This window comes from Prosthecobacter sp. (genome assembly GCF_034366625.1).
Taxonomy (GTDB): Bacteria; Verrucomicrobiota; Verrucomicrobiia; order Verrucomicrobiales; family Verrucomicrobiaceae; genus Prosthecobacter.
This window is the reverse complement of the sequence record NZ_JAXMIH010000008.1, coordinates 247,883-263,326: the sequence shown is the minus strand read 5'-3', so window position 1 is coordinate 263,326 and position 15,444 is coordinate 247,883. Positions and strand designations below refer to the sequence as shown.

9 protein-coding genes are annotated in these 15,444 nt (G+C 61.4%); 6 read left to right on the top strand and 3 right to left on the bottom strand.

Annotated elements, in window-relative coordinates:
- Positions 1-22: 22 nt before the first annotated feature.
- The 6 genes from U1A53_RS09520 to U1A53_RS09495 all read left to right on the top strand — a co-directional run bounded on the left by U1A53_RS09520 (position 23) and on the right by U1A53_RS09495 (position 7,507).
- Positions 23-457 (top strand): nuclear transport factor 2 family protein, encoded by a 435-nt coding sequence (locus U1A53_RS09520; protein ID WP_322280429.1) that lies wholly within the window; start codon positions 23-25, stop codon positions 455-457.
- Between the two features lie 92 nt (positions 458-549).
- Positions 550-1,989, top strand: a complete 1,440-nt coding sequence (locus U1A53_RS09515) for a Gfo/Idh/MocA family oxidoreductase (protein WP_322280428.1) — start codon at positions 550-552, stop codon at positions 1,987-1,989.
- A 69-nt stretch (positions 1,990-2,058) separates the two neighbouring features.
- Entirely contained in the window at positions 2,059-3,618 is a 1,560-nt protein-coding gene (locus U1A53_RS09510; protein WP_322280427.1) for an FAD-dependent oxidoreductase, read from the top strand.
- Between the two features lie 36 nt (positions 3,619-3,654).
- Positions 3,655-5,670 (top strand): SUMF1/EgtB/PvdO family nonheme iron enzyme, encoded by a 2,016-nt coding sequence (locus U1A53_RS09505; RefSeq protein WP_322280426.1) that lies wholly within the window; start codon positions 3,655-3,657, stop codon positions 5,668-5,670.
- A 9-nt stretch (positions 5,671-5,679) separates the two neighbouring features.
- Positions 5,680-6,456: a prolyl oligopeptidase family serine peptidase gene (locus U1A53_RS09500; RefSeq protein WP_322280425.1), complete on the top strand. Its 777-nt coding sequence runs from the start codon at positions 5,680-5,682 to the stop codon at positions 6,454-6,456.
- A 64-nt stretch (positions 6,457-6,520) separates the two neighbouring features.
- Positions 6,521-7,507 carry an alpha/beta hydrolase gene (locus U1A53_RS09495; protein WP_322280424.1) on the top strand — a complete coding sequence of 329 codons (987 nt, stop codon included), beginning with the start codon at positions 6,521-6,523 and terminating at the stop codon, positions 7,505-7,507.
- Positions 7,508-7,594: 87 nt separating this feature from the next.
- On the opposite strand, the gene U1A53_RS09490 is transcribed toward U1A53_RS09495, so the two are convergent.
- The 3 genes from U1A53_RS09490 to U1A53_RS09480 are packed head-to-tail and all read right to left on the bottom strand — an operon-like array spanning position 7,595 to position 15,409.
- Complete coding sequence (locus U1A53_RS09490; RefSeq protein WP_322280423.1) at positions 7,595-8,497, bottom strand: alpha/beta hydrolase; 903 nt, start codon at positions 8,495-8,497, stop codon at positions 7,595-7,597.
- Positions 8,498-8,548: 51 nt separating this feature from the next.
- Positions 8,549-9,127: a sigma factor gene (locus U1A53_RS09485; RefSeq protein WP_322280422.1), complete on the bottom strand. Its 579-nt coding sequence runs from the start codon at positions 9,125-9,127 to the stop codon at positions 8,549-8,551.
- A gap of 18 nt (positions 9,128-9,145) precedes the next feature.
- The gene (locus U1A53_RS09480) at positions 9,146-15,409 is read right to left on the bottom strand and encodes an Ig-like domain-containing protein (RefSeq protein WP_322280421.1); all 6,264 of its coding nucleotides are present in this window, start codon (positions 15,407-15,409) and stop codon (positions 9,146-9,148) included.
- Positions 15,410-15,444: the final 35 nt, after the last annotated feature.

Sequence of the window (15,444 nt, the reverse complement as noted above, 5' to 3'; positions counted from 1 at the left end):
CAATCGAAGCTACGCTCATCTCATGAAATCCATCGCCTGCGCCCTCCTCTCCCTGCTCCCACCACTCTCAGCGGCTGACACCATCATGAACCACGAAACGGCTCTCACGACCTACATCGAAAAGCTCAACACGCACTCGTGGGCGCAGATCGCACCGTGTGTCACCGAGGATGCCGTGTTCATTTTCACGGAGGACACCTTTGTCGGCAAAGCAGCGGCCAAGGCGGCTTTCGAGAAGACCGTCAAGCTGATTGAGAACGAGGTTTTCAGCCTGCACGACATCGCGTGGACTGCCGTCACGGATGATGTGGCCACTTGTCACTACGAGTTTCGCTGGAAGGGCCTCATCAGCGGCCTGGAAGCCTCCGGCGGCGGTCGCGGCACCTCCATTCTGCGCAAGGTCGATGGCCGCTGGCTCATCGCGCATGAGCATCTTGGGCCTTATCCCCGCAAGTGACGCCACGTCTGCTTACCCCACCAGAAGGATTCAATGCTGGCATTTTTTCCGCCGGACAATTACCCTGCTCACTTCGCCCTTTCTACTGAACCATGAAAACAACTGAGACAGCCCCTCCATCATCCCGCCGCGGATTCGTCAAACAATCTGTCGCCGCAGGATTCGGCTTCACGTTTCTTCCCGCTTACCTGACCAGCGCACGCGCGGCTGACAATCCCAAGCTGCCGCCGAGCCGACGCATCAATCTGGGCTGCATCGGCATCGGTGGGCGGGCGGGCAGCGTCATTCCGGGACTTACGGCGGGTGGCATCGCCACGCCGGTGGCGTTCACGGATGTGGATTTTGTCACGGCGAAGAGCTTGGAGAAGAACCTGACGGCTTTCCCGGATGTGAAGCGCTTCCACGACTTCCGCGAGATGCTGGACAAGATGGGAAAGGACATCGACGCCGTCAGCGTGGTGACGCCGGACCACACGCACTTCACCGCCGCGATCAGCGCGATGGCGCTCGGCAAGCATGTGTATGTGGAGAAGCCGCTGACGCACACTTTTGAAGAAGCGGAGATCCTCATGCGTGCCGAGAAGAAGTTCAAAGTGGTGACGCAGATGGGCAATCAAGGTCACACCTCCGCTGGCGCGGAGCAGTTCAAGCAAATGCTCGCGGCGGGCATCGTGGATGACATTGTGAAGATCGACGCGTGGAAATCGCCCTCGCTGTGGTTCATGAATGCGACGGAGCGTGCGCTAGTGAAGGGCTATCCAGCGGAGGAGCCGAAACCCGATTCGCTGAACTGGGACCTGTGGTGTGGTCCGCAGGAAGTGAAGCCCTACAGCAAGATGTATCACCCCTTCAACTGGCGCGGCTTCCACCTCTATGGCGGCGGCATGTTTGGCGACTGGGGCGCGCACATCATCGACTTTGCCCATCACCATCTGAAGCTTGGCCTGCCCACCCGTATCACGCCGCTGGCGCTCGCGGATTACAATCGGGTGAGCTATCCGCTCAGCTCGGATATTCGCTTCGAGTTCCCGGCCCGTGGCGAGAAATTTCCTGCTGTGGAGCTTCACTGGAAAGCTGGTGGCGACACCAAGTTCGACATCGAAGAGAAATTTGGCGACCCTGGCCCCGACGGTAAAATCGTGATCCCAAATCCCGGCGGTGCTGGATCACTCCTGCATCGCAAACAAGGCGACTACCTCGTCCAGCGCGGCTCGCATGATCGTCACTCCCTCTTGTATCCACGATCGAAGATGGTGGAGTTCAAAGACGCCATGGGGCTGCATGCATTGAAGCGCAATCACTTCGACAGCTTCATCAACGCCTGCATGGGCGAAGGCACGACCGAATCGCCCTTCAGCATCTCCGGCTTGCTCACCCAGGTGTTGAACCTCGGCACCATCGCCGAGTATTTGAACGTCGATCTCCAGTTCGACCCGAAAACGAAGCGCTTCATCGGCAACGACGAGGCGAACGCCCGCCTTTCAGGCCCGCCTCCCCGCGCCGAGTGGGCGGATTGCTACAAGCTGGCCTAAGCTGCTGCGCCTGTTTTTAGCCGCAAAAGAACCAATATGGGGCGGATCAAGATCATCGTTGCCCTATCTGTGTTCTTTTGCGGCCAATCCATCGCGCAGGACATCGTTATCTACGGCGGCACGCCGAGCGGCATCGCTGCGGCCATTTCAGCAGCGCGCATGGGACGTAAGGTCATGCTGGTCGATTACAACGACCACATCGGCGGCATGACGACGAGTGGGCTGGGCAAGAGCGACATCGAAAACCGCGCGATGATCGGCGGCCTCTTCAAGGAGTTCGTTGCAGGAGTGCGGGAGCACTACGTCACGAAATACGGCCCCGAGCACGAGCACACGAAGCTCTGCCAGGATGGCTACTACGCGGAGCCGCATGTGGCGGAGAAGGTCTTCGAGACGATGCTCGCCAAGGAGGCGAAAATCACGGTTTGGAAGGGCTGGAGGCTCCAATCGGCTCACGTCAGCGAAAACAAGCTGCGAGGCATCACGGTCGTGAATCGGCAAAACGGCACGGAGAAGCGGTTGGAGGGCAAAGTCTTCATCGATGCTACTTACGAAGGTGATTTGTATGCCGCTGCGGGAGCGAAGTTTCGACTCGGTCGCGAGTCGAAAGCCGAGTTCGGCGAGGAACACGCGGGCGTCGTCTATTTCGACTATCAGGCGCATGAGTTTCTGCCCGGCAGCACGGGCGAAGCTGCTCCTGATCTGCCCGCCTACACCTACCGGCTTTGTTTGACCAAGGATCCGCAGAACGCGCATCGCCTGACCGAGCCTCCTGTGGGCTATGATCTAAAAGATTACCTCGGATACTTCGATGATCTCAAAGCAGGCCGCCTCGCCGGGCCGAAGGTCTTCAAGCCAGGACGTGGCTACAATCCGAAGCATTTCGACACGCTGGTGCGCGCTTTGTCGGTCGCCGACATCCCGAACCACAAGTGTGATGTGAACATCAATCCGCGTCCGCTTGGCTTTCCCTTTCCCGAGGAAAATCGCGGCTATATCGAAGGCGATAAAGCCACGCGTGAACGCATCCGTCAGCGACATCGCAGCCTAGTGCTTGGTCTGCTGTGGTTTTTGCAGAACGATCCCGAGGTGCCCGAGGCTCATCGCAAGCTGGCGAACGAGATGCATTTGCCAAAGGACGAGTTCACCGACAACGCGCACTTCCCCTGGCAGCTCTATGTGCGCGAAGGACGCCGCCTCGTCGGCGAATACACGCTCACGCAGCACGACATCACGGGCAAAGGCCAGGAACCAAAGCATCACGCCGACAGCATCGCCGTCGGCGAGTTTCCCATCGACAGCTTCCCCTGCCGCAAGCGCCAGCCTGGCGACACGCTCGTGCTCGAAGGCTACCTCGGCATGCTCGACTACATCACGCGGCCTTACGAGATCCCGTATCGCATCATGATCCCGGAGAAGATCGACGGCCTCATCGTCCCCGTCGCCGCCAGCACCACGCACGTCGCATTCTCCAGCATCCGCATGGAGCCGACATGGATGTGCCTCGGCCAGGCTGCTGGAATCGCTGCGCATCTGGCGATTCAAAACAAGATTGAGCCGCGCAAGGCGGCGGTTCCAGACCTTCAACGCCTGCTCCAAAGCCAGGGACAAGTGATCCGGCATCGGTAGCTACAGTTCGCCAGCCCCCTCCGTTCCAGTTCTCACATGAAACATCTACTCGCCGCCTTTTTGATCACCACGGCTCTCCATGCCCAGACCATCACCAACTCCATCGGCATGAAACTCGTGCCGATCTCACCCGGCAGCTACATCATGGGGCAGGATGGGCCTGCGGCGGACTACAACGTGAAGAAGCATGCGGAGAAGTTCGACGATGCCGACTGGGATGAGAAGCCCGCGCATCGCGTGACGATCACGCAGGCGTTCCACCTGAGCGCCACGGAGGTGACACAGGTTCAGTATCGACAATTTCAGCCGAAGCATGGTCGTGGAGCCGATGATGATGCGGCGGCGGGACTGACTTGGAACGATGCCGTGAAGTTCTGCGAGTGGCTGTCGCAGAAAGAAGGCAAAACGTATCGCCTGCCGACCGAGGCGGAATGGGAATTTGCATGCCGTGCGAGTACCGCGACGTTGTTTCACACCGGAGACGCGCTGCCAGCAGGCTTTCATCAATGGCCGAGCGACATCGGCTTGCGTGAGCGCTTCTTCCCCGCCGGGCTGCCGCCTGAGTTTCGCCCTGCGAAAGAAAAACTCACGCTGCGTGTCGCACAAACGCCCGCGAATGCATGGGGCCTTCATGACATGCACGGCAACGTTTCCGAGTGGTGCGCGGACTGGTACGGGCCTTATGAAGCAGGCGAGCAGACGGATTCGCTCGGTCGCATCGACGGCGACTTCCGCGTGATCCGTGGCGGCAGTCATTCGCAGCAAACGCGGTTGCTCCGCTCAGCAAATCGCACCGCATGGCTGCCGGACACGCAGAGTGAGAAGACAGGCTTCCGCGTCGTGCTCGGTGAATGGCCGAAGAGCACGAAACTCCCTCTACCCGCCCCGCAACTGCACGCGCAGAATGTCTCTCAAACTCCCGCGAAGATCGAGATGCCGCCGCAGCATGTGCCTTTCTTCGATGGGCCGAAGCCCTTCGTCATCATCCCGCCGAACTCATCCGGCGCGCTGTATTCCTGGCACAATCACAGCCCCGCCATCATCGAATGCCCGAACGGTGATCTGCTCGCGGTGTGGTATTCCTGCGTCGATGAAGCAGGCACCGAGCTGAACAACCTCGCCAGCCGCTTGCGTCGTGGATCGACCGAGTGGGAGCCTGCGTCGCTCTTTTGGGATGGCGCGGATGTGAATGATCACGCGCCGAAACTCTGGTGGGACGGCGACAAGACGATCTTCCACCTCGCCCGCGGTCTGCGTGAGAACATCGTGCGCAGCAGCACCGACAACGGTGTGACGTGGACGAAGGCGCAGATCATCCAGCCCTGGAGCGAGATCGGCAACCAGCTCCTCCGCACTCGCGACGGCACGATTTTGATGACTCAGGACACCACCACCGTCAGTCTCACGAAAAGCAGTGACGGCGGCAAGACATGGACCTCGGAGGTCATCGCGGACAAGAAGCTCGCGCATCGAAACGGCAGCGCCGTACGTCATGCGGGTATCCACGCGCCCATCGTCGAGCTGGGCGATGGCCGCTTGATGAGCTTTGGCCGACTCAACAGCGAATCCGAGCAGAAGCCGTATGGTTTCAAAACGCCCGCCAGCTTCTCCAGCGACGGTGGCAAGACCTGGACGCACGAGGCCACCGAATTCCCTGCCATCAGCAGCGTGCAGCGTCAGGTGCTCATCCGCCTGCACGAAGGCCCGCTGCTGTTCTGCTCCTTCACTGATTTGTCCGCCAACTCGAAGAATCCTAAAGGCTTGACCTTCCAAAGCAAGGCCGGCGAATTCAACGGAGCTGGTCTCTTCGCCGCGCTGTCCTTCGATGAAGGCAAAACATGGCCGCATAAACGTCTCGCCACTCCCGGCGGCACGGAGCGCACTGTCAACGGCATCGACCGCGGCCAGTTCAAGCTCAGTGACACGAGAGCCGAGCCGCAAGGCTACCTCGCCGCCACCCAGACGCGCGATGGCCACATCCAGCTCATCAGCAGCAAGAACCACTATGTCTTCAACCTCGCGTGGCTGAAGGAATTGCCGCCTGCACCGTAATCTCATCTCATGAACACTCGTACCCTGCTCACCCTGCTTTCCTGTCTCACGTTGCCGCTGACGGCTCAAGAAGCACGGCCCAAAACAGCCGAGACCTTCGATGTCAGCGGCAACAAGGCTGTGGTTTATGCCGCGCCGAAGCCTGCCGAGGGCAAGCCTTGGTTGTGGTATGCGCCGACATTGAATGGAGGCGTGTCGATTGTGGGACGGAAGATGTATTTCGAGGCCTTCATGAAGGCGGGCATCAGCGTCGCAGGCTTCGACCTGGGCGAGGTGCGCGGCTCACCGGCCAGCTCGGCGAAGTTCACGCTGTTTTACGACGACATGGTGAAGCGTGGTTACTCGCCGAAGCCGATCCTGCTCGGCCAGAGTCGCGGCGGCATGATGACGCTCGCGTGGGCGTTTCGGAATCCCGACAAAGTGCGTGCCTGGGTGGGCATCTATCCCGTCTGCAATCTCGCAAGCTGGCCGCTGAAGAACTCGAAGCCGCAAACGCTCGCCGACTTCGCCATGACCGAACCCGAACTCGTCGCGAAGCTCAGCGAGCTCAATCCCATCGACAACTTGAAGGGCCTGCTCGCCAACAAAGTGCCCATGTTTGCCGTGCATGGCGATTCCGATGTTGTGGTGCCGTATGATTTGAACACCAAGCTGCTCAAAGAACGCTACGAGGCCGGTGGCGGCCAGATCAGCGTCAAAGTGATCCCCGGCGAAGGTCACAAGGTCGGCCCGTCGTTCTTCGAGTGCCAGGAGCTGGTCGATTTCGTCTTGAAGCACGCACTGTAGCTCCGATGGGCCATCGAAGCCGCCCACGCATGATCGTTTCAATCATCAACCCAATCTACAGCCAATGAAGCCGCTCATCTTCCTCTTCACCCTCCTGACCACGGTTGCTCTCGCGCAATCAACCAAACCGGCTCCCAAGCCGTTCACGTTGCCTGCGGGCATCAAGATGGAGAAGGACATCGCCTACATCGCAGATGGCGATGAAGCGCAGAAGCTCGATCTTTATCTGCCGGAGAAGCCTGCGGACAAACCACTGCCGCTCATCGTCCACATCCACGGCGGCGGATGGCGTGCGGGGAACAAATTTCCGTGCCCGGTGATGGCGATGGTGCTCAAAGGCTACGCGGTGGCGAGTGTGGAGTATCGATTCAGTCAGAAGGCCGTCTTCCCCGCGCAGATTCAGGACTGCCAGGCCGCAATCCGCTGGCTGAGGGCGCACAGCAAGGAATACAACCTCGATCCTGAGCGCCTCGGTTCGGTTGGCGGTTCCGCAGGCGGACATCTCTCCGCGCTCGTCGGCACCGCCGGTGACAAGAAAGCCTTCGCGCCCATCGGCGGTCATGCTGATCAATCCGACCGCGTGCAGGCCGTGTGCGACATCTTTGGTCCCGCCGATTTCACCACCGTCGTGCAGCAGGCCGCCGAGGACAAAAACGTGAAGAACATCTTCCAGTTCAACACACCCAGCGATCCCTACTCCGGCCTCATCGGCACGAAGCTCGACGACAAGTCCAAAGCCGACGCCGTCAGCCCCGTGCATTATGTCAGCGCGGACAATCCGCCCTTCCTCATCCTCCACGGCACGCACGACTCGCTCGTGCCTTATGCGCAAAGCGTGCAGCTCGAAGCCGCGCTGAAGTCAAAAGGCGTCGCCGTCTGGCTGCAAACCCTCCCCGGCTCCGGCCACGGCGGCCCGGCCTTCGGCAAACCTGCCGTCATTCAGCTCATGCAGAACTTCTTCGACAAGCACCTCAAAGGCGCGGACGTGAAGATCGAACTCGTGCCGGAAGGTGGACTTGCCGTCGAGACGCCAAAGCCTGCCATCAAGTAGTTGGCAGTCGTTCATCACGGTGCAGGCAGACGTGGCCTAAGCCCACTGCGCCACCCGCCCCCCTGCGACTTTTGCTGGGCCGGGAGGCTACAGGGTCCGCGCAGAGGTTCCAGGCAGCGCGTCCTTGATGAGGTGGCACTTGAAGAAGGTCATGATGCGTTCGCGTTCCTTCGTCCACACGGCGACGTGAGAGTGACCGACTCTGGGCAGGGTGATGAAGTCGCCGCGGGTGCCGGCTTTTTTCATGGCGGCATCGAAGAGCTGGCTTTGCGAGATGTTGATCACGCCGTCGGCGTCGCCGTGGAGGATGAGGATGGGCGCTGTGTCTTGGGTGAGATAGGTGATCGGGCAGGCTTCACGAGCAAGGTCGAGTGCTTCGCTGCTGGCGCGCCCCCACATCTTCGCCTCGGGTGAGGTGGGGCTAGTGAACTGCGGCATTTTCTCGAAGTCGATGGGGCCAAACATGTCCACGGAGCAACTCACGGCACTGGAGTGCTCGATATGTTCCCCAACGTCGAGCTTCTTGGCGCTGCTGCTGGTGCCGACGAGAGCGGCGAGGTGTCCGCCTGCGGAGCTGCCCCACACGGCGATGCGGCCGGGCGCGAGGTTGTAGTCCCTGGCATGAGCGCGGAGGAAACGGATGGCGGCTTTGCAATCGGTGATCTGTGCGGGCCATTTGGCATCGCCGCTGAGGCGGTAGTTGATGGTGGCGACGGCGTAGCCTGCTTTCATGAGATCGGCCCAAATGGCGTGATTCTCCGCCTTGTCGCCGGTCATGAAGGCCCCGCCATGGATCCACACGAGCAGCGGGCGTGGCTTGTCTTTTTTGAAGTAGGCGATGTCGAGTTTCTGCCGCTCATGCGCGGCGCTAACATACGCCACATCGCCCGCGAACTCTGTGTCTGGTGGCAGATTGGCGGGTGCTTTCTGCGCGGTGGCAAACACGGTGGATGCGAGCAGGGCGAGAAAGGTGATCGCAGATGATTTCATGAAAGTGCGGGCGAATGTGGAAGAATATCTGACCGTCGCAAACAGCGAGCTTCATGCATCGATCAGCTCCCGGAGACGCTGGCGGGCGCGGTGGAGGGCTACGCGGGTGGCGGATGATTGGGGTGGGTGGGGGCCTGGGGTTTCGTCTCCATCAAGGAATGGTCGGACGCGCTGCCATGCGCCGGGCTGGAGTTCGTGACGCAGGCGTTGCAGGGCATCGTGAAGGCTCTGCTCACAGAGCCGGGGTGTGCTGCCGGGTGTTGGGGTGCGTTCATCGGTGATCTCCAGCACGTTACCATCCTGCTGGATCAGGGGCACGAAATGGCGGTGGCCTCCGCGGCGCAGGCGGCGGGCATCGCGCCAGCGGTTGACGAGATGGCAACGGAGACGGAGGCGGAGGCTGGCCTGCTGGTGCTGGCCGGGCAAGGTCGCCAACATGCGCAGCCGGTCGTGCTGCAACAATCGCAGAAACACATCCTGCACCGCATCCTCCGCTGTGTGGGGATCACAGCCGAGGCCATGGGCATGCATGCGCAACTGCGGATAGTGTCGCAGATAGAACGCGCTGATTTCAGCTTCGCCGGAAACGTCACCTGTGCGCCGCGAGTCGTGCATTGGAGGCGTCATCATGCGTGGGTAAAATCTGAATCACCGCTGGATGCTGATCCTGTAGAAGCATCGTGGTGTCGGTGGTGGGGGAACGGGCTCGGAGAAGTTGAGCGTGCCGCCGTTGCCAGACACGGGCGAGCCGACGTTTTGCCACGAGCCTGGAGCCAGCGTCTCGGACTTTTGAAGCTGGTAGGTGTGGCCGAGCACGGAGGCTGCAACTGAGAGTGTGGCATTGCCGCCGACGATGCCCATGGTGGGAGCCTGCATCTCCGTTTCGTTGAAGGGCGGGGAGACGGGTGTGGCGCTGGCTTGATTGGAATTGCCGCCCTCGCCGCCCGCATTCATAGCGGCGACGACGTAGAAGTAGGTGGTGTTGTTCGCCGCAGTCGCGTCGGTGCCGCCGGTTCCGGGGACGCTGCCCAGCAGAGTGTAGGGTCCGCCATCGGTGGTGGCGCGTTTCACGTTGTAGCTGGTGGCTCCTGAGACGGCGTTCCAGGCAAGCCCGACCTGCATGTTGCCCGCAGTCGCGACCAGGCCCGTGGGCGCGGTTGGAAGGACATCGCTGCCATAGAACTCAACTTCCGCGACGTTGCAGAAGCCGTCATTGGGCGAGAGGTAACGCACATAACGGAAGGCCGTCGGATTGCTGACGAGCTGCAAGGTGAAAACTCCTTCTGTGGGCGCTCCGGCCAACGTATGGAGGGTGACGGCATCGCTGAAATCGGCGCTGTTCGCGCCCTGCAACGAGCCGCCGTTCATGCGCCAGGAATAACCGTTGCGCGGCGCGAAACGGATGGCGGCGATTTGCTTGCTGGCACCGGCTCCGAGATCGAGGCCCGCCCAGGCTCCGGCTCCTTCGAGCGCATCGAAGAAGGTGTTGAGGTTGTCATCGTAAACCGCCGCGCGGGTGGCATTGGGATCGTTGTTCCATGAGCCGGTGGTTCCAATCACGGTGCCGGTCAATTTCGGCGGCAGAGGCACGGCGCTCACGGCGACGGAGTCGGCGCTGTTCCCGGAGGGATGGAGCGTGCTCAGGACGTAGTAGTAGAGGGTGAAGTTCGCCACGCTCATGTCGGTGTAGGCGGTGCCGGGAAGATTGGCTGCGAGGGTGGTGAAGGGGCCGGTGGGAGCGGTGCCGCGTTTTAAATCATAGCCGGTCGCACCACTGACGCTGCTCCAGGAGAGGGCGACCTGGGCATTGCCAGCGATGGCGACCAGTCCTGCGGGCGCGGGTGTGAAGGGCGTGGCGCTGACTTCGGCGGAGTCCGCCGTCTCGCCACCGCCATTGAGAGCGGAGACGACATAGAAATAGGTCGTGCCGTTGGTCAATGCAGTGTCGGTGAAGGTGTTGACCGCGACGTTGTTCGAGATTGTTGAGTAAGGTCCGCCGCTCACGGGGGAGCGTTTGACGTTGTAGCCGGTGGCATTGGCGGAGGGCAGCCACGACAAGCCGACCTGTGCGTTCCCTGCGGTCGCCATGAGGTTCAGGGGCACGGGCGATGATGCGTCCGCGCCGTAGAAGACCACTTCTGCGACATTGCAGAAGCCGCCCGCCGGGGAGAGATAGCGGAGGTAACGGAAAGCGGTGCTGCTGGTGATGGAATGCGACGTGAGGACGCCATCGGGCGGGGGCGCCTCGGCCACGGTGTGGAGTGTCACCGCGTCGCTGAAATCCGCTGTGTTGGCACCTTGCAGGAGACCACCGACCATGCGCCCGCCGCTGCCCGCACGCGGGCAATAACGGACTTCGGTGATGATGCGGCTGTTGCCCTCGCCGAGGTCGAGTCCGGCCCATGCACCGTCGGCTTCGAGCGCATCGTAGAAGGTGTTCAAGTTGCCGTCGAAGACCGCTGCTTTGGTGGAGTTGGGATCGTTATTCCAAGAGCCATTGGTGCCGATGATCGTGCCCGCGAGTTGATCGCTCGCGACGCCGGTGGCGGGGGTGATGAGATTCGTGGTGGGCACGATCTCCTCGGCAAACCCAGGGCCGCTCCACAACATTTGGATCAGCGCACCGCCGCCGTCTTCACGGTGGTCCACACGCAGCTCGTGCAGCGAGTTTCCACTCAGCGTGAGGGTGGCGGTGACAGCTCCGGGATCGTAACCCCAGCGGTCGATCACCAAAGTGTTGTCCAGCCACACGCGTATGCCGTCATCGGCGAAAAATTTGAGCGTGTAGGTGCCGGGATCACGCGTGAGCAGCCGCCCGCGCCAGCGAGTGCTGAAGTTATCCACCACCATGCCCGCGACCGGGGCAGCGTTGCCATAGTTGGCATTCAATGTCGGCTCCACGCGTGCGAGGACGAAGCTGGTGAAGTCCGCCGCGTTGTAATACTGCGCATAAAGCCCGGTCTGGCCCGGACTGAACACGGGCACGATGATCGCGCTGGAGGATGTCGCCGCAGCCCCGTCGTCGTCCACGGCGCGTGCGGTGATGTGATAGGTGCCAGCGGTGTAGCCCGTCCAGGAGAAGACATACGGCGCGGTGTCGTCTTCACCGATCTTCACGCCATTCGCATAGTATTCGACCTTCGTGATGGTGCCGTCGGGATCGTTCGCGGTGGCGCTAAGTTTGGCGGAGGCACCGATAGTCGGGAAATCTGGCGACACTCCGGTCAAGGCGACGACTGGAAGCTGGTTGCCATTGCTTGGAGCCATCTCGCTGATGTCCACATAACAAAGTTTGGCATTGTTCGCGCCAGCAGCGGGCGAGATGGTGAGCAGACCGTTAGTCACGGCGACGGTGGCGGTGGCTTCATAGAAATTTTGTCCCGCAGGCGTGCCGGTGGTGAGGGCCACGCCATTCGCGGTCACGGACTGGACTCCGTCGGTGGCCGAGGCATCGCCGGTGACGACGTGGACCGAGTAGCTGCTGTTCGGAAGCGCGATGCTCCACGTGCTCGTGACATCACCGCCGCCGTGATCCTTCTGCATGTGGACGAGCGTGTCGTAGCGCTTGTCAGCGTTGAGATTGCGCTCGCGCGAGTCCACCGTGTTGTCGCGGCTCCAGCCATAGGTCATGCCGTTGCCGCGTGCGGCGAAAGGAAGGCCAGAGTCCGCCACATAGCCTGAAGGCACGACTGCGACTTCTGTTTGGAAGTTGATCTTCGCTCGCACGAGTCCGGGCAGCTCGGTGACGGTGATGGTCACGCTCGCGCTGTCAGCGGAGTTGTTCACGCTGTCGTAAGCCCGCGCAAAGAGCGTGTGCGTGCCTTCTGTGATGCCGCTGTGGGAGAAGGCATAAGGCGCGGTGGTGTCCTCGCCGATCTTGGTCGTGCCATCGAAGAACTCCACCCGCACGATGCCGTCCGCATCCGAGGCGGTGGCTTCGAGCGCGACGGGATTGGGCGTGATGACATTGGCTCCGTTGATCGGCGAGGTGAGCGTGACGACAGGCGGATCATTGGCCGGGAGGCTGTTGATCCAGTCGGTAATGAGTTGCACACCGACTTCATCCACCAGGTTGCGCCCGATGGGCGGCATCTGGTTGGCACCCACGCGGTCGATGCGGTGATGCATCATGGAGCGGCTGGTGGATTGCGGCACGATGACGCGCGGATTCACGAGGCCGAGCGTGGTGCCGACGGAGCCGTAGATGATGCCCTGGTTTGCCAGCGGCGTGTCAAAACGCGCGTCCCACAGTGCGGGCACACCGCCGGGCCGGTGGCAGTTGGCACAGTTCGTGTCCACATAACTGCGGGCGCGTTTTTCCAGCGACTCGCTGGTCTGGTTCACATGCGCGAGCTTCTGGTAGGTCGGGATCGTGGGTTCATCGAGCGTGGTGTTGAACATGCCGACATGGCTAAAGGCGCGCAGTTGGTTGTCCGTCACGCCGGTGGCGGTGTAGTCATAGTCCTTGTTAAACTGTCGCGTGTTGGGGCCGATGAATCCGCCGCCCGCGTTGTTGTTGTGACACGTCGTGCAGTCCGTGCGGCCTGGATAATACCAAGGCTGAAGGCGCGTCGTTTGCAGCTCGATGGTGCCGGTGGCGGCGAGGCCGTTGTCGTGCGCGTTCATCGCGATGCCAAAGTAGAGCGTGGCGGGCATGGCGATGGTCTGGCGGGCATATTCGGCCCAGTTCGCACCGTCCGCGCTGGTGTAGCTGATGAAGGTGTTGCCCTTGCGAGCCATGCGCAGCCAACCGTTGGGATAGCTCACCAGATGCTGCCCTGCCGCAGGGTAGTTGGCGGTGGTGTTGCCGCCGGCCGTAGTGCGGTAGTGGTCCTCATAGCCGCTGGAGTTCGCACCGCGCCCGGCGTTGCTGCCCCAGGCGAAAATAAAATAATGCGGTGAGTTCGCGGCCAGTGACTCGCGCGCCATGAGGCCGAACTTGGAATACAGCACCGCCGGAGTGAAGGAGGTGGCCTTCATGGAAATGTCGAAGTCGCCCGTGCGCTGCTGATGCGCGAAATGGAACTGATCGCTCGTGCCCCAGATGTCAGAGCCGCCACCGGAAACGGTGAGCGTGTTTCCATTCACCGTGGTGCTGCCCGCGACGCTAGGACTGCCGATGTCCGTCGGCGTGAAGGTGCCGACGGACGGGATGGTGATGGGCACGATCTCCGTGACGCCTTCGTTGATGAGATCGGCATCGCTGTTGTCGGCACGCCATTTGTAAGTCGCGCCATAGGAGCCGCCGCTGGCCATTTTTAATAGCACGCGTGTTTCCAATCGCTTGCGCACGGCGCTGTTGGTTTCGTCCGTTGCCAGATCGAAATGTTTCATCGCGACGCTGCCCGCAGGGAAGCTCCAGTCTCCCGTGGGAGTGAAGCCGATGGTCGTGCCCGTGGGCACCGTGAGCCAGCGCGACTTGATGGCTTTGTCCGACCAAAACGGCGCGTTGATCGTGTAGGGGATGAGTTTGTCCGAAGGCACGAAGCCAGCGATGTCGCTGAACAAACCCGTGGCGCTGAGCGTGGCGGGCAACGGCGTGCTGGGGGCGGAACCGCGTTGCAGTTTCAAGATCGTGCCACCGGTGCTGCTCAAGCGGCAGATATAGACTTCGCCATCGCTGTCCACGCCCCAGCTCGATATGCCGATGTAGCTGCGTCCGCTGTCTGGACCGGGACCGGTGGGCACGGTGGTGAGCAGTGTCTTCGTGGCTGGCGTGGTGCCTTCATTCATCGCCCACACTTTGTTCACCACATTGTCGGCGAAGAGGTATTTCCCCTGAAGCTCAGGAAAGGCCGCGCCGCGATAGACATAACCACCGATGATGGCGCTGCCCTCGCTGTGATTGTAGTCGAGCACCGGGCGCTTGTTCACGCCGAGGTAGGGCGGCGTCATGTCGCCGTTGTAGCCTTCTTTTTGCGGCCACTGGAAGTTCATGCCGCTGGTCTCGGTGGGTTCGATGATGTCCACCTCCTCGCGATCACCCGCGCCCACATCCGCGATGAAGGTGCGTCCGGTCACGGCATCGTGCGTCATGCGGTGCGGGCTGCGCAGGCCGATGGCGAAGGTTTCTTCATTCACGCCCGACTGCCCGACGAACGGGTTGTTGTTCGGGATGAAGTAGTTCTGCGTCGTCACGCCCGTGGGCACGCGCACGGGCGCATGGCTGAAGTTTCCACCGCGCTTGTCCACATCCACACGGAAGACACCGCCCAGCAGCGGCCCCGTGATGGACTGGGCGTTCGCGGAGTTGGTGTCATCGCCGTTGCTCCAGTAAAGGTAGCCGTCCACGGGATGGAAGAACATGCCGCTGCCGTTGTGCCAGGTGTTCGTGGCGGCCTGATCCATGATGATGACCTCCGAGTCCGGCAGCGCGACACCATTGGCATCCAGCTCGAAGCGCGAGATGCGGTCGCGCATGTCGGGGATCGTGTTGTTTGGCCGTGTCGTCGGACTGCCCACGACCGTGCCGGGCGGCACCCATTCATAATACACGAAGATGTAGCGGTTCGTGCCCGGTGCGCCGCCGAGGTCGAACTGCGGATGAAACACGAGGTTCATCAAGCCCGCGTCGTCCCAGCCCTGGCACTGGTTGGAAATATCGAGCACGAGGGTCTTCGTCGCCGTGGTATCCGCCTTGTCGAAGATGTAAACGCCACCCTCCCGCTGCCACACCATCATCTTGCTCTGCCCCGGCACCTGGAGGATGCCCGTGGGATTGACGAAGGTGAGGTTCGGATACGCATCGACCGCCGTGAACGAGCCGACCACCGGAGGCGTCGGAGGAAACGCGCCGTCGAAATAAGCGCCGACTGTCGGCTTCGATGCGATGCCGTGGGATTGGGCATGAGCCGTGAAAGCAGCCAAAATACAGGAGGAGATGAGAGGAAACAGAAAGCGCGGAGCAGTCATGAAATTGGCGTTGGAGGTTGTGTGGTCCGGTTCCG